Origin of the sequence: Tychonema sp. LEGE 06208, from assembly GCF_015207505.1 — a bacterium.
Taxonomy (GTDB): domain Bacteria; phylum Cyanobacteriota; class Cyanobacteriia; order Cyanobacteriales; family Microcoleaceae; genus Microcoleus.
Window position 1 is genome coordinate 18602 of the sequence record NZ_JADEWT010000069.1, and the last position, 15271, is coordinate 33872.

Genomic DNA, 15271 nt, shown 5'->3' on the forward strand with positions numbered 1-15271 from the left:
AGTGCATATTGTCAAGTCTTTTAAAGAACTGTTTAGCCTAACTTTTGTGCCGGTCGCATTTCCCACAGCCGCATCAGCCGGTGTACAATGCGAGCGATTTTGTTGCAGAGTGATTCATCCGCTACAATTATCCCTCCATGTACTGAGTAAAAAAACTCGGTTTTGCCGATGAATCGGGCGCCAATTTCCGAGATCGAAGGGACAACGAACAAGGAACAAAGAATTTTTTTTAATTTACCATAAATAAAAATTGTTGAATTCTGCCGAATGGTTTCTACATAAGAGCCTTAAACCTTCAGTTGACTATATCTCTCAAGTTAGATAAAATAATTCATATTTTATGCTTGACAGTTTTAAGAAAATCTTAAGCAGCTTTGTATAGCGGGCAACAATATACCTACAGTGTTTATTGTTACCTTGAATACGTAGAAACCCAAATAATTTGAGGGATGGAGAAATTGGAACTTTTTGAAGGAGCACAACAAGTGCAAAGGCGATTAACCCCAATGGCGGCAGTCCAGTCTTTTTCCAAAAAAGCTAGTATTGCAGTAATCGCGATCGGCTGTACAGTCATTTTGGGTTGGATATTCGATCTGCAACTCTTAAAGAGCATTCTGCCCGGACTCGTGACCATGAAAGCCAATACTGCGGTCTGCTTTATTTTGGGTGGGTTTTCTCTGTTCATCCAACAGATCCGGCGCGCCGAATCAACAGCAATAAAGCATCAAAAAATCACTAAATTTTTAATTTTTAGCTGCTCATTTTTTATTATATTAATTACCTTCTTAACCCTAGTTCAATATAGCTTTAGTTTAGACTTAGGCATCGACCAACTGCTATTTAAAGAAAGTTACAAATTGACAAGCCCCGGAACACCTGGACGGATGGCACCAAATACTGCTACTGCTTTTTTATTACTGGGAACAGCCCTGCTGCTGCTGTCAGAACGCCGTCCTAAATATCTAGGGGTTCAAATCTTAAGCTGTTCAGCATTTTTTATTGCATTTCTGGGTTTAATAGGCTACATCTATGGCAAAGCTTTATTTTACAGAATTGGCGATTATACAGGAATGGCTTTGCACACGTCCGCAGCATTTATGTTGCTGAGCTTCGGTATTTTATTTACCAATCCAGAGCGAGGATTCATAGCAGTAATGGCGAGCGATCGCGCTGGCGGCATCATGGCGAGGCGCTTGTTGCCGCAGGCAATTATTATCCCGCCTTTAGTGGGTTATTTCATCCTCTCGGGAGAGCGCTTACAAGCCTACAGGTCGGAGGTCGGAATATCGCTGTTAAGCGTATTGAACGTGATTATTTTTACAGTTCTGATTTGGCAAAATGCAAAAATTCTCTGCACGGCCGACCGGAAGCGCTATCGAGCGGAACTCGGACTGAGGAAAGCTAAATCAGACTTAGAAAATAAAGTTGAGAAACGGACTCTCCAACTGCAAATCGCCAACGAACAATTGCAGCAGCAAATTTTCGACAATAGCAGTCTGGCAGCAATTCTGGAAGCAACGCCGGATTTTGTAGGTATCTGCGACCTCGAAGGATACGCCGTTTACATTAACAAAGCAGGCAGAAAAATGGTGGGTATAAACGAAAACGAAGATATATCCAAGCGACAAGTTGCAGAATTCACGGCAGCCTCAGCCCGCAGCACTTGGAAACAAGCGATCGCCACCGCTGTTTCCGGGGGTGTTTGGAGCGGAGAAACAGCCTTTGTATCAGCATCAAAACTTGAAATTCCCATCAGCCAAGTCATCATCTCTCACTCCGCATCCGGTGGCAAACTCGCATACATTTCGACGATCGCCCGCGACATCAGCGATCGCTTCCAAGCTGAACAAGCGCTGCAAGTGTCTCAAGCTCGTTTCGCCGGCATTGTAGAAATTGCCGACGACGCGATTATTTCCGTGGATGCTGACCAAAAAATTATCCTGTTCAACCAAGGTGCAGAACGGATTTTCGGGTGGACAGCAGCGGAGGCGATCGGGCAATCCCTTAACCTGCTGTTGCCCGAAGCTTTTGTCGCCCCTCACAGCCACCTCGTCAGCAATTTCGGCGACGGGGTTAAACAAGCCCGAAACATGGGCAACCGCAAAGAAATTTTCGCCCGCCGCCGAGACGGTACGCAATTTCCCGCCGAAGCTTCTATTTCCAAACTTGAAGTGGCAGGCGAAATCATATTCACAGCTATTTTGCGCGACGTGACAGCCAGCCGGCAAGCCGAAGAATTTGTGCGTCTGAGCGAGGAAAGATACCGATCGCTGGCTATGGCCACCGCACAGATGGTTTGGACAACCAACGCTAGCGGAATCTTCGACAGGCCTCAGCCTGATTGGATGGCTTATACGGGCATCAGCTTGGAAGAGAAGGACAACTCGATAGAAGCAGTACACCCAGAAGACCGCGATCGCACCAGACAAGCTTGGAAGCGCGCCATAGAAACAAAAAGTCTCTACGAAGTCGAGCACCGCTTGCGGGCCGCAGACGGCAGCTACAGACACTTTTGGGTGCGGGGCGTCCCTCTTTTGGCAGCCGACGGCAGCATTCGCGAGTGGGTGGGAACTCACACCGACATTAGCGATCGAGTCCAAGTTTTGGAAGCACTCAAGCAATCCGAGGGACAGTATCGATCGCAAGCAGCCGAGCTCGAAAAAGCTGTCCGCGAGTTGCACCAAGCTCAAACTCAACTAATCCAAACCGAAAAAATCTCTTCTCTCGGGCAGCTAGTCGCCGGCGTCGCCCACGAAATTAACAATCCGATTAACTTCATCTACGGCAACATCACCCACGCCAGCCAATACGCCACAGACTTGCTCAGTTTGCTCAACCTTTACCAGGAAAAATACCCAAATCCCGTCCCGGAAATTGTAGAAGCAGCCGAAGATATTGAAATTGACTTTTTAATGGAAGACTTTACAAAGATTTTGGAATCAATGAAAGTAGGAGCCGATCGCATCCGCGACTTAGTTGTATCCTTACGCAACTTTTCCAGACTCGACGAATCGCAGATGAAGCTAGTAGACATTCACGAAGGAATCGAAAGCACTTTGCTAATTTTGCAGCACCGGATCAAAGCTAATGTAGTTCGTCCGGCGATTGAGATTATCAAAGAATACGGCAATTTTCCACCAGTCGAGTGCTATGTAGGTCAGCTCAATCAAGTATTTATGAATCTTTTAGGAAATGCGCTAGACGCCCTCGAAGAATACAACAGCAGTCATTCTTCAAAAGAAATATATTCTCATCACAACAGAATTCGGATTAGCACCAGTGCGAATTCAGACACAGTAACAATTCGGATTGCCGACAACGGGATGGGAATCAATCAAGAAGTTATTCACAAGTTGTTCGATCCATTTTTTACTACTAAACCCGTCGGCAAAGGCACAGGCTTGGGGCTGTCAATCAGCTATCAGATTATAGTTGAAAAACACCGAGGCAAATTGCAGTGTATTTCCGCCCCCGGCGAAGGTGCAGAGTTTGTCATCGAGATTCCCATTTGCCAGGAAGTATCAGCGCTGGCCGTGGAAAACACAAAGGAAATGGTCATTAGTCAGTAGTCATTAGTCAGTAGTCATTAGTCATCAGTCATTAGTCAGTAGTCATTAGTCAGTAGTCATTAGTCATTAGTCATTATAGCGATCCTAAATCATTTCCATAATTCTTGTAGGGGCAATCCCCCCGTGGTTGCCCCTAAATACTGGGGTAGGCACGGGGGCACTACCCCTACAAATCCTCATGAATGATTTAGGATTGCTATAGTTTCAGGGCTGACCCATCGGAGGGGCTAGAAACCTGGTTTCTACGAGTTTTGCGTTTAGTGAGGAGAAATATAGGAAGAAACCGGGTTTCTGAGGTAGCGAGTGCATCCAGGACTTGCATTTGGAGCTCGTAGTCTGAAAACCTTGATTTTCACGAATGCCGATACTCTCCTCTTCTCGATCGCCCTAAATCGAAATAATTCTTTACAATAAAAAAGTAACAATCCAATTAACTTTGACAACATCCCTTGAAAATGCCCGTAAACCAACTTTCTCCAACCACAGCCTCGACTCAAACACCAACACTCGACTTTGATATCGCGATCGTCGGAGGCGGCATAGTCGGCGCTACCTTAGCCTGTGCCCTCAAAGATTCCGGCTTAAAAATCGCCATAATTGAAACCCAACTCCCCGCAGCCGCAGCAGCCAAAAAACAAGCTTACGCCGTCACCCTGCTATCGGGAATGATCTTAGAAGGTATCGGCGTATGGCAACAAATATTGCCGCAAATCACCACCTTCGAGCAAATTAGTCTCTGCGACGGCGACTATCCCGGTGTCGTCGAATTCCACCGCCCGGATTTGGGAAATACTGGCAAATTGCCGGTGCCAAAAACAGCTTTAGGTTACGTTGGCGAGCACCGAGTCATGCTGTCAGCTTTGCAGGAATCTTTGGCAAAAAATCCGAATTTCAGTTGGGTTTGTCCGGCGGAAGTAATAGATGTAAAATATTTAAATAATAGCGCTGAAATTCAAATCAAACAAAACGGCGCAACTCGCACAATTCGTACTAAATTGTTAGTTGCCGCCGACGGTTCTAAATCTCGAATCCGCACAGCAGCAAATATCGGCACTCGCGGCTGGAAATACTGGCAATCCTGCGTTGCGATTACTATTAAAGCCGAAAAGCCGCACAATGATATCGCTTTTGAGCGCTTTTGGCCGAGCGGGCCGATGGGAGTTTTGCCCTTACCTGGGAACCGCTGTCAAGTAGTTTGGACTGCACCCCACGCGGAAGCGAAAGCTTTGCAGTCAATGGACGAAAAAGAGTTTTTAGCTTTGTTAGAACAGCGCACGGGCGGGCTTTTAGGAAACTTGGCATTGGAGAGCGATCGCTTTTTGTTCCCGGTGCAGTTAATGCAGAGCGATCGCTACGTTTTGCCTAGATTAGCACTAATTGGGGACGCGGCCCACTGCTGCCATCCCGTGGGTGGCCAGGGATTAAATATGGGTATTCGAGACGCTGGGGCGATCGCCCAAATCTTGCAGCAAGCCCACCAAAAAGGCGAAGATATCGGCGATTTGCGAGTATTGAAAAGGTATCACAACTGGCGCAAAAAAGAAAATTTAATCGTGTTAGGATTTACCGATTTTCTAGACAGATTATTTTCCAATACTTGGCTGCCAATTGTAGCATTTCGCCGCTTCGGATTGTGGTGTTTGCGGACAATTCCGCCAGTGAGGTTTTTAGCTTTGCGGCTGATGACCGGCTTAATGGGGCGACCGCCAGAATTAGGGCAAAATTAGATTAAGACGGCGGTTGAAACCGCGCCTACAAAAACGATGTCCACTCCAAGCGGACTGAAGAAATAATGTAATTTCACCCCCCCGGTCTTCAACCCGCGCACCATCCGGGTTTTGTTTGTGTAGACGCGGTTTCAACCGCGAGCGTCTTCTTCAAAAGGTCTCGTTTCCAGTTGGATCTGGGATTGGGTCGCTCAGACCTAGCTTCTGATAGCGATAGGAAGCGACAACCGGGTAAACAATGCCACGCAGCCGATTTATTGCACCAACCGGACGATGGACTGCTAGACCGTTCCAAGGAGAAAATCGCAGGTTTTCACAGAAATCGTATTGTTTCTCAAAATTAATGATTTGATGCTTGACGGTGAGACGACCGACTGTGAAAAACGGAGATTCGCTTTCCTTCCAGAGAATCGTGGTATCGTCGATCGACATCTTAGAGTTAGTTTGGAATTGAATGCCAAAGTCCCAACAAAATTGAGCATCAGGTTGGAGAAGGGCTTGAATGATGTCATCCCGGTAGTAATTGTCGGGTTGACTCGGATCTAAACCGAGAGAAGAAGCGCGATCGCTAAAAGGAAGTTTAGGAATCCCAGGTCGAGACTGAGATAAAATCTTGTTGTGCGGCGGTTGGCCTGAAACCGGAGTAAACGCATATTTAATCACAGCCGGATATTCGACAGGAACTAAACTCGTTTTGGAAGCATCAAAATCGGAATTGAGACCCAAAGCAGAGGCTGAACTGCTCCAATATCGTTCTGTTAGTAAACTTTTCGGAGTCGAACTCGTACCCTTGAGGAGTGCTAAAAATTGCCTCGGATGTTGATACAGCCACTTCTTTGTTGCCTCCTTCGACTCAACGACGGCAGAAAAAAAGCCGTAGTAATCTTTGATGTTTTTAACAAAGAAAAACGCTGAATTGTGAACAATCAGATCCTGGGTTTTCGACTCATAGCTTTGCACCAGCCGTTCCCCTTCAACTCCCATCACTTTCACTGCCATTGAGCGGGTGTCTGGTTCGCAATCATTTTTGGGTTGGAAAGCTCCGTTGGCAAATCGCAGCCAAACAGGATATTGTTTGGGCAAAGACAGCAAGCCTTGCTTAAGGGAAATAGCATTGAGTTGGGAAGAGGTCAACGAGGCGCGTTTGTTCAACTCGCGTTTAATCGCTTCCTCATCAAAGTCAAAGATTTCGAGAATTCCTTTAACAGCAGCGTGGCTTTTGGTGTGAGTATCTCGCAGCGCCCGTTCCTTGTCCTTATAAAGATTATCCATGCGGATCTTGGTTTGTTCGACCAGGCGATCGCAATATTCGCCTTCATTCTGTTCGGGATATTCTGTAAACAATTTATTGCTCATATTTACCTTGATGCGTTTGCTGATTAAACGGGTTTCCAATTGTAGCGGTAAAACGAAATTCGATAATTTTGACCTTGAGGAATGTTGCGGTGCACTACCTCAGAAAGCGTTTTGGTATTGTGAATAATTTCCCAGCCCACAGGCGAAAAAGTTTCTGGATTGAAGATGTTTTCTGCTAATAAAGGATTGGTGAATGCTTGAGAAAACGCATCAATTCCGATTAATCGTCCCACTAAAGGAGGTAGGGCTGAGTTGGGACGCAAATCTTCGGCATAGAGTCCGACATAAAGCTCAATATTGTCTACGTGTCCGTACAAACTTTTTAGTTCTCGTTGAACTCTTTTATTGCCACTAATCTGGGCGAAATCGGTGACGCGGGGATACTTGCACAACTCACGATAATCGTTGTAGCTTCTCAGTTTTGATTGACGAGCCATGCGAATGCTGGCTAACTCGGTTGGTAACAGAAATTCAGGCGTATTGAATAAACTCAGTTGCGCGGCGGGTTGGGAACAACTTTCTTCAAATATGCCTCCTAACCCCTTGCTGATAATCATGTTGTTGTTCCACATAGAGGCAGGCATGGGTAGTGTCTGCTCGTTGTGAATGAGAGTATCAGGCAACATACTGTGCCAGCGGTATACCAAACTAAATTCTACCGACATCCAATTATGGCGATACCATTTTTCATTAGTGAAGGCCTGTGGATCGGTGAAGAATTGGAAGTGATAGGGAGTAATGTGGTTGATGTAATCTTCTAACACAATCCTGAGAAATTCAACCACTACAATGTTTCTGGCAGTTTGGAACAGACGTTCATCATCCCAGGCTGGATAGTGTTCTGCTAAGATGTCGCACACGCGATTGTGTTCTCTCAAGCAAAGAACGTTCAGCATGACATAGCCAATTTGCACGTTTGCCCGTTCTAATTCAATCCCCATCGCGAATAATTTTTGTTTTTTTTCGGGAGAGAATGTCTCGGATTTTGGGATGGAATTTTCGGTGTAAAGATGAGGTAATTCTGCAAATTCTTCTTTAGCTCGTCCATCCTCATCGTAGTAAAACGGAGGATATTCTTCGCCATTAATAAATTGGCTTTTCATCTTGCCGCCTTTGTGCGATCGCAGCATCTCTGTAATCTTTGGGTTCAGCCCATAGACATTACACAGATCGATATGGTGGTTGGAACTATTTTTACGGTGATCGTCGCGAGCTGTACGCAGAAAGCTATCAGTGAACCATTGGACAAAATAGGGAAACATCAGTGAAGATTTGGGCGAGTATTGTGTCTCCCCGTCTTTGCGATACAAAATTTCCAAATCCTTAATCGGCGGCAGATTTTTCTCAAACTCTTCGGTAGGTGCTAAATTAATGCCGACGTAATTTTCATTAGTCAATGGTTTCCAATCTAAAGGCGGCAACTGGAGTCCAGAGTATGAGCGATCGATCAATGAATCCCAAGATGTGTAGGGAGACATAGTGCTAAACTGATAGGGACGAACCGGAATCTTATTGATGGCATTGTTGATCAGCGTTTTATTGACTTTTTTCGCAAGACCTGAATTGTTTTGAATAAAGCTCCAAATTGGCTTTAAGCCAGTTAAAGCTGCCGTCTCCAGTTTGTTTTTAAATCCGTCCCGTGAAGTATCTCTTTTGCTTGCCATGATGGTTTTTCTTTCTCGGTATTTGTCGGTTCTAGGTGGTGATGCTGCTAATTTTTCAGATTCTCGGTATTGCTCGGTTCTAGGTGGTGATGTTGCTAATTTTTCAGATTGTGATGCAGTCTTTTCAACCTGCTGGATGGAATCAAGTTTTGGGAGATGTCGTTGTAGATTTTTGGGGCGGTAGTCCTGGCGGGTTTGCAATCGCTTGATCGTGCTTTCATGGAGTTCTTCAATTGCATCGCTCACTTCACGCAACTTGATTCCTGCTAATTTGAAAACCCCTGGATCGTTCTTAAAGTCACACTCATAATTAGGATTGATACCTGTTGGAATGACACTAGGATCGAATTCTAGCCCAAGTCCCAGTTTACGGGTTGAATCCAACATCCACTGCAAGGCGGCATCTGATAACCCACTGTATTCTTTCGTTCCACCGCCTACGCAGCTATGTCCGCCGGGAAACCAAACTTGAATTACGCGCTGGTTCTCAGTATCAGGATGCTTTTTCATGGGAGTTACGTCGAAAGCTTCGCGGATTTCGTCGATCGCCACGGCGTGCAAGGCATTCTGAATCCCTTTATTTAAAGTCGTGTCGTGAAATCTGTAGCGCTTGTTGAGTTGTTCGTGAACCTGCTTGAAGGCAGGTACACTAGGAATTCCTAGGGAACCGACGGTATCGAAACAACCAATCAAGGTAATCGGGACGCGATCGCCATAGGTGTCGCGGTAATCGGCAGCCATTTTATCCCGCGGTTTAACTTCTCGATGACGGTAAAGCTCGTAAGCTTCGTGGGTTTTAGTCACGTGAGGGCGTGATAGAAGACCGGCGCAATAAATCATTCCCGCTAGACTTCTGACGGTGTAAGCACCGCGACTGAACCCGAATAGATAAATTTCGTCACCATCTACATAGTTGAGACTGAGGAACCGATAGGCATCCTCAATGTTGCGATCGATTCCGAGTCCCGTGGCTCCGCCTAAAATCTTTTGACTCTCGGTGCCAATGCCTTCGTCATAAAATACGACCTGTGGAACTCCATCACTAGCGATCGGTTTCACAGATTGAGCCAGCTTAACTATATTGCTTGGGTAAGGACTCGATAGCTGTTGCCAAGTTCCATCACAGCAAATAACCAGACGTTTCATGTTCCACCTCAAAAGCTTTCACTCGGCCTAGCGTGCATTGCAACGCATCTTATCAGTTGAGTAGCTGCTTGACACTCCTCGGTCTGAAGACGCGAGGATTCTTGGATCAATCAGTTGATTTGCTCGTTGATGCTGCCACCAACGAGTAGAGATCGGTTTCCAAGCGTTAATTTCGGTGTGTCCCACCGTATTTAAAGTGATTCCTGCACGGGCTTTCAAACCTTTTCCCAAAATGTTAATTGTGGCGTTACGATCCCGATCCAATCTCGTACCGTAACCGCAAATATGGGTGCGAGTTGAAAGTATTTTTTTGAGAGTATTGCCACAGTTTGAACAGTCTTGAGAAGTGTACTGAGGTGCAACAGCAATTACTGTTCTGTCGTACAGTTTTCCAAAGCATTCTAACCATTGTGCAAATTGTGACCACGCTGCATCACTAATTCGCAACGCAAGCTTATGGTTTTTCACCATATTCCGCACCTGAAGATCTTCGTTGGCTACAAAATCGCTAGATTTTACCACGCCGGACGCCGTCTTAATGGCGAAGTCTTTGCGCTGCCTGCTGACTTTCAGATGCTTTCTTCCTAACTTGTTGAGCGCTCTTCTTCGATTGCTAGAACCTTTCTTCTTTCGAGAAATCCGCTTCTGCAATCTTTTCAAAGCTTTTTCACTTTTACGAAGATAGCGATGGTAAGACGGTTGCCAACCATCGCTATCTTCGTAAAAGTGGTTCAATCTCAGATCTATCCCCATAGCTTTACCATTGGGAATAGGCTCCTCTTTTCGCTCCACGTTAATACATAATTGGGCATAGTAGCCGTCGGCACGACGCACAACTCTGATTCGTTTGATCTCGTCAGGTGCCGAGAAATGCAAATCCCGATTACCGATCAACTTAAACTTCCCAGCAGCAAAACCGTCTTTAAATGTCAGACATCTTTTGTCGGTAGAAAGTAGCCATCCTGACGTTTTGTATTCGACCGAACGAGTGTGTTTCTTGAAAGGCGGGTATCCCTTTTTTCCTGGTTTCTTGGCTTTGCAATTAGCCAAAAAACGTTGGATAGCAAAAATGGCACGTGCGGCAGAAGCCTGACGTGCAATCGAATTAGGCTTACCTGCCCCTTCAAACTCTTTTGCCATAATGGCGCATTGTTTGTACAGGTAAAATAACTTAACCCCTTGATTCTCTGTCCAATACCTAAGAGTTTTATTTCGGACAAATTGAGCCGTCCTAATCATCTCGTCAATGACTCGGTATTGCTTCGCTTTGGCTTTCAACTTAAACTCTAATGCGATCATTCAAGTATCTTACCGTACTACGAAACACTATGTTTACAAAATGCGTATGTTTAATCATTCTTTACACTTTGTAGAAACTAAAGCCGTCCTATAAGGACAGGGCTTTCAACCCAATTTTTCTGGTAAGCCTATTTTATCGGCGCTGCTGAATCAGGGTATGATACGGGCAAAAATACGAGAGGGGAGCCGAAAATGATTTCTGGAATTTTGGTGGGTAATTGGAACATCTCCAAATTTTAGATAATGAATTAGTAATTTGATTGAATACCCTAGCATTTTTTTATAAGCGAAAATAACAAAAAAAACTTTTTTGCCTAGCTAAGTAATGTCTAAATCTTGTATTTTACCCTCAATTTTTGTCACATAGGTTTTGCTAACAACCTGGTCTCCTTCCGGGATGAAATTTGGGTAAAATTTCCACTCACCTGTTACAGAAAAGTAGCATTTTCATTTACTAACCTCCGCCCATAGTGGTTCAAAAGTTTTGGCGCTATGGTCGCCTAAAACCAATTCTAAAATACCTGGCTTAAAATGATCTACCGCTTTCCACAGCGAGGCTTTATTCGTTTTAACCCACAGATTTTTGTAATTCATCTAATTCTCCCACTTCGGGATTTTTTTTTGATTCGTCAAAATCTGGTAAGATTTTCCTGGCTGATTTTACCCAATTAATGATTGTAGTATGATGTACATTTTTGACTCTTTGAATTGCTCTAAATCCCATGCCATTATCATACATTTTTAGGCATTCACATTTAACTTATTCCGAATATCCTCTTTGAGGCTTATAGTCATTGATCAATTGTCTTTTGCATTGATTACAAATATAATTCTGTTTACCTTTTTTGTGACCATTTTTATTGATATGAGTTGAATTGCATTCTGGGCATTGCATAATATTTATTTTAAATGTGTGTTATTTTTGGCGCTCGGAGGACAACTTCATCATACCCTGGTTCAGCAACGCCTCAAAATCAAATGTAAAACAACTGCCAACAGCCAAAACTGTCAACAGTTGTTTTACATATTCAATGCGGATGGCGAGACTCGAACTCGCAAGGACATAATGCCACACGCACCTCAAGCGTGCGCGTATACCAATTCCGCCACATCCGCTTTTTCTGGCACTCAGGGATTTTTTGCGTTACCAGTTAAAGATTCACAGGTTGAGGTTCCTGACATTTAACTTGTGACTTGCCCTTTTGCGCCGCCGATTTAGAATCATAGCACCACTACGCGCAAAATGTAAAATAAATTTTTATGAACAATTTCTGCAAAAGCATTGTCCAGAACATACCGAAAGGCATTATTGTACAGAATATTGAGTGAATTAAGCAGCGAAGATGGGGTTCTCAAAAATTTTAATCGCTAATCGGGGGGAAATAGCCCTCCGCATACTTCGCACCTGCGAGGAAATGGGGATTGCCACGGTCGCCGTTCACTCCACCGTAGATAAACACGCCCTGCACGTCCAGTTAGCAGACGAAGCCGTTTGCATCGGCCCCCCCACCAGCAGTAAAAGTTATTTAAACATCCCTAACATCATCTCGGCGGCCCTGACGCGCAACGCGGCAGCGATTCATCCGGGGTACGGCTTCCTCGCGGAAAACGCCCGATTTGCCGAAATTTGTGCTGACCATCAAATTACCTTCATCGGCCCGTCTCCGGCAGCAATGCGGGCGATGGGCGACAAATCCACGGCAAAAGAAACTATGCAGCGGGTGAAAGTTCCGACTGTTCCCGGTAGCGGCGGATTGCTGATAGATGAACACGAGGCTTTGTCGGTAGCCCGCGACATCGGCTATCCTGTGATGATTAAAGCTACCGCCGGCGGGGGAGGCCGGGGTATGAGGCTAGTCAGAGAAGCGTCGGAACTTCCCAAACTTTTCCATGCAGCCCAAGGTGAAGCCGATGCAGCTTTTGGTAATCCGGGACTTTACTTGGAAAAATTCATCGAAAAGCCCCGACATATCGAAATCCAAATTCTCGCGGATAACTACGGTAATGTCATCCACCTCGGTGAGAGAGATTGTTCGATTCAGCGGCGGCACCAAAAACTCCTGGAAGAAGCGCCCAGTCCAGCCCTCAGCCAGAAACTCCGAGATCAAATGGGTCACGCGGCGGTGGCTGCTGCAAAAGCTATCAACTACACCGGTGCGGGTACTGTCGAATTTCTGCTTGACAAATCGGGCAAGTTCTATTTCATGGAAATGAACACCCGGATTCAAGTGGAACATCCTGTCACGGAGATGATTACGGGCCTGGATTTGATTGCCGAACAAATTCGCATCGCCCAAGGTGAAAAACTGCAAATCAAGCAAAATCAAGTAATTCTCAGCGGCCACGCCATCGAGTGCCGGATCAATGCTGAAGATCCCGATCGCAATTTCCGGCCTCACCCCGGCATCATCAGCGGTTATTTGCCTCCCGGCGGCCCCGGCGTGCGGATGGACTCTCACGTTTACACCGATTACGAAATACCTGCTTACTACGATTCTTTAATCGGTAAAGTAATTGTATGGGGGCGCGATCGACCTTCAGCCATCAGCAGGATGAAACGGGCCTTGCGGGAATGTGCCATCACCGGAGTTCCTACCACCCTCAGCTTCCACCAAAAAATCCTCGATAGCCCCGAATTTCTCAGCGGCGAAGTTTATACGAATTTTGTCGAACAGTTCATGAACCAAAATGGTCAGTAGTCCTTAGTCAGTAGTCCTTAGTCAGTAGTCATTAGTCATTAGTGGGATTAAGGTGGGCAATGCCTGCGCGGCCCGCTTCAATCTGGTGAAGAATATCCTTAAGAACTCGAAATTTCCTTTCTGGCAGTAGTCAAGACTCCTGCTAAGGACTAATGACTACTGCTAAGGACTACTGACGACTAAGAGGGCGGGCCCGCACCATCCACCGCCCCTACCAAGTGACGACTAACTACTAACTACTAACTAATGACTACTGACTAATGACTACTGACTATTACATCATCATCGTCAGAATTCCTTGCTGGCCGAGAATCATTTCCCTGAGCAAGCTACAGATACCGACCCAAATAATCGGCGTAATGTCCACTCCGCCGATCGGCGGTACAATCTTTCTAGTTACGGCTAAAAACGGTTCCGTCGGCCAAGCAATCAGGCTCAACGGCAATTTGCTCAGATTTACTTCGGGATACCAAGTCAGGACGATGCGAAAAATAAATAGCAAAGTCATCACCACTAGGACAGAGCCCAGAATCCAACTTGCAACGGTAATACCAGTCATGGGTCTTATCTCGAAATCTTAAGTTTTGTTAAGTCAGCTTTTCATAATTTTAACCGTTTCACAGGTGCGATCGAACAAAAACGGCATATTTTTTCCGCTCTTATACCTTCAAAGCGACAGAGTGCTAGACTTTGAGGGTGCGAGGGTTCGAGTTTGCCAGAGGGAAAATATTGCTTCTGCCCTAGATCCGCGACATCCCTACATCCATTGCAACATCCTTGGCCGAACTTCCCGGTAAGAACTGAGTGCTGATAAAATTAATAAAAATCAAACTCTTGTAACAAAGGTCTTGAATCTATGACTCCTTCACTCGCGAACTTTTTGTACAGCCTGCTGGTGGGCGTGGCGGTAGTAGTGATTCCAACAACGATCGCCCTGATCTTCATCAGCCAAAAAGACAAAATCAAGCGCACCTAAAAAGTCTGGGGGTTTCTAAGTCTGGCGTGAAAGTCAATTTTCGACTACACGTCGGGCATTTCCCCGATCCAAGAAACCTCGGCTACCAGCAACTGTGAAGGCAAAACCTTCGGTTGAGGGCTTTCGCTGAGGTTTTTTCCCGTTAAACTCATTACTATAAGGTTCCCGAACCAAGCTGAAAGCCTAGGTGGGTGCTGCCATTTAAAAGTACAGTCGGGATAACAGACTTATTGATAGATTTAAAATCTAACTCGTTAACATAGGAAAGACATAGGAGATAGGCTAATGGTCAATTTAGGATTGAACTGGAGCAGCCTGTTAGGGATCATCCTAGCAGTAGCAGGGGCAGGACTGTACTTTCTGCGATCGTGGCGTCCCAAACTAGCCCGAGACCACGATATTTTTTTTGCAGCAGTCGGCCTGCTGTGCGGCGGTATTCTGTTATTTCAAGGATGGCGGCTCGATCCAATTCTGGCCTTCGGTCAGTTCTTGCTGACCGGTTCGGCAATATTTTTTGCAGCCGAAAGCATAAAGCTGCGGGGAGCAACCACAGCCCAAGCCAAAAGTCGCGCCCAATACGTAGATGAAGAACGACCAGTCAGCAACGCCTACGCTTACGACGGCTACGATAGCGACATGGACCAGCTAGAACCGGAAGAAGACTACCCGCAGCGTCCCCGGATTAGGGGCAGCCAAGACTACCGTTCTTCGCGGGAAGCCTACGACGACGAGCCACGCCGTCGTCCTTCGAGTCGCAACGGCAGCATTAATACATCCAAGCCAGACTCGATGGTCGATCGACCATCGCGCAAACGTCCTTCCCGCCCTGAAACCC

9 protein-coding genes, 1 tRNA gene and 1 pseudogene are annotated in these 15271 nt (G+C 45.8%); 5 read left to right on the forward strand and 6 right to left on the reverse strand.

Annotated elements, in window-relative coordinates; translation table 11 throughout:
- The first annotated feature begins 485 nt into the window (after window positions 1-485).
- Both IQ263_RS18160 and IQ263_RS18165 read left to right on the forward strand, forming a co-directional pair.
- Entirely contained in the window at window positions 486-3569 is a 3084-nt protein-coding gene (locus IQ263_RS18160) for a PAS domain-containing sensor histidine kinase (RefSeq protein WP_370589115.1), read from the forward strand.
- Window positions 3570-4024: 455 nt separating this feature from the next.
- Complete coding sequence (locus tag IQ263_RS18165; RefSeq protein WP_194068957.1) at window positions 4025-5296, forward strand: FAD-dependent hydroxylase; 1272 nt, start codon at window positions 4025-4027, stop codon at window positions 5294-5296.
- A gap of 150 nt (window positions 5297-5446) precedes the next feature.
- On the opposite strand, the gene IQ263_RS18170 is transcribed toward IQ263_RS18165, so the two are convergent.
- The 5 genes and pseudogenes from IQ263_RS18170 to IQ263_RS18195 all read right to left on the reverse strand — a co-directional run bounded on the left by IQ263_RS18170 (window position 5447) and on the right by IQ263_RS18195 (window position 11877).
- Window positions 5447-6652: a catalase family protein gene (locus IQ263_RS18170; protein WP_194068959.1), complete on the reverse strand. Its 1206-nt coding sequence runs from the start codon at window positions 6650-6652 to the stop codon at window positions 5447-5449.
- 23 nt (window positions 6653-6675) lie between these two features.
- Window positions 6676-9462, reverse strand: coding sequence for a phospholipase effector Tle1 domain-containing protein (locus tag IQ263_RS29905; RefSeq protein WP_339384883.1), 2787 nt, complete (start codon window positions 9460-9462; stop codon window positions 6676-6678).
- A 27-nt stretch (window positions 9463-9489) separates the two neighbouring features.
- Complete coding sequence (locus tag IQ263_RS18185) at window positions 9490-10761, reverse strand: RNA-guided endonuclease InsQ/TnpB family protein (RefSeq protein WP_228050156.1); 1272 nt, start codon at window positions 10759-10761, stop codon at window positions 9490-9492.
- Window positions 10762-10911: 150 nt separating this feature from the next.
- Window positions 10912-11656: pseudogene (locus IQ263_RS18190) on the reverse strand (IS1 family transposase).
- Between the two features lie 137 nt (window positions 11657-11793).
- Window positions 11794-11877: transfer RNA gene (locus IQ263_RS18195), tRNA-Leu, on the reverse strand.
- 227 nt (window positions 11878-12104) lie between these two features.
- On the opposite strand from IQ263_RS18195, the gene accC reads away from it, so the two are divergent.
- On the forward strand, window positions 12105-13460 hold the full coding sequence (accC, locus tag IQ263_RS18200) for an acetyl-CoA carboxylase biotin carboxylase subunit (RefSeq protein ID WP_194068961.1): 1356 nt from the start codon (window positions 12105-12107) through the stop codon (window positions 13458-13460).
- A 274-nt stretch (window positions 13461-13734) separates the two neighbouring features.
- On the opposite strand, the gene IQ263_RS18205 is transcribed toward accC, so the two are convergent.
- Entirely contained in the window at window positions 13735-14019 is a 285-nt protein-coding gene (locus tag IQ263_RS18205) for a YggT family protein (RefSeq protein ID WP_190736140.1), read from the reverse strand.
- A 297-nt stretch (window positions 14020-14316) separates the two neighbouring features.
- On the opposite strand from IQ263_RS18205, the gene psbX reads away from it, so the two are divergent.
- Window positions 14317-14436, forward strand: a complete 120-nt coding sequence (psbX, locus tag IQ263_RS18210) for a photosystem II reaction center X protein (protein WP_194068963.1) — start codon at window positions 14317-14319, stop codon at window positions 14434-14436.
- A 285-nt stretch (window positions 14437-14721) separates the two neighbouring features.
- On the forward strand, window positions 14722-15271 hold a 550-nt coding region (locus IQ263_RS18215; RefSeq protein WP_194068965.1), incomplete at its 3' end, for a Ycf66 family protein.

Coding starts and splice junctions, on each gene's coding strand:
- accC (WP_194068961.1), top strand. CDS start 12,105: ATGGGGTTCTCAAAAATTTTAATCGCTAATCGGGGGGAAATAGCCCTC.
- IQ263_RS18170 (WP_194068959.1), bottom strand. CDS start 6,652: ATGAGCAATAAATTGTTTACAGAATATCCCGAACAGAATGAAGGCGAA.
- psbX (WP_194068963.1), top strand. CDS start 14,317: ATGACTCCTTCACTCGCGAACTTTTTGTACAGCCTGCTGGTGGGCGTG.
- IQ263_RS18205 (WP_190736140.1), bottom strand. CDS start 14,019: ATGACTGGTATTACCGTTGCAAGTTGGATTCTGGGCTCTGTCCTAGTG.
- IQ263_RS29905 (WP_339384883.1), bottom strand. CDS start 9,462: ATGAAACGTCTGGTTATTTGCTGTGATGGAACTTGGCAACAGCTATCG.
- IQ263_RS18185 (WP_228050156.1), bottom strand. CDS start 10,761: ATGATCGCATTAGAGTTTAAGTTGAAAGCCAAAGCGAAGCAATACCGA.
- IQ263_RS18165 (WP_194068957.1), top strand. CDS start 4,025: ATGCCCGTAAACCAACTTTCTCCAACCACAGCCTCGACTCAAACACCA.